Source organism: Herbiconiux daphne (genome assembly GCF_024979295.1).
In the GTDB taxonomy this organism is placed as follows: Bacteria; Actinomycetota; Actinomycetes; order Actinomycetales; family Microbacteriaceae; genus Herbiconiux; species Herbiconiux daphnes.
Genome location: NZ_JANLCJ010000803.1, coordinates 1 through 524, shown reverse-complemented (window position 1 = coordinate 524; position 524 = coordinate 1). Strand labels below are relative to the sequence as shown.

Annotated in this window: 1 protein-coding gene; it reads left to right on the top strand. The window is 34.2% G+C overall.

Going from position 1 to position 524, the window contains the following annotated elements; genetic code table 11:
- The coding region (locus N1032_RS27785) for a helix-turn-helix domain-containing protein (protein WP_259543965.1) at window positions 1-374 on the top strand (374 nt) is incomplete at its 5' end.
- Window positions 375-524: the final 150 nt, after the last annotated feature.

Genomic DNA, 524 nt, shown 5'->3' with positions numbered 1-524 from the left:
GAGAGATTGACGAATACGGAAACGTCAAAAGCTATAGCAGCAAAACACACAGAAAAACATGCTTAGATTGTTTGGGGCAAGTGGGCTTAACTATTAATAAAAAACGTGTATTAGTTAAAAATCTTGTAGCTCAAACATTTATTAGAGATTTTGATCTTAAACGTGAGTATGTAATCTATCTTGATGGTAATACGAATAACCATCATTATAAAAATCTAGATATTGTTCCTATTGATCGCTTTAAATTGACGCCAGAAGCAGCGGAAGAGATCAGGAAACAATATAAATCTGGTGATAAGTTACGTACTATCGCTAGTAAATACAATGTAAGCCTATCTATGATTTCCCAAATCGTAAATGGTAAACGTTATTAACTGACAATATCTCTCACTAATCGGATAAGTGGGAAACGCTAATTTAAGGCGGGGATTCGTTATTTATCTTTGTGGAAGTCTAGCCCACAGATTTAGATGATGAATCTCCGCTTTTTCATTTTCAATCGAGGCTTATTTAATGTCAAACTC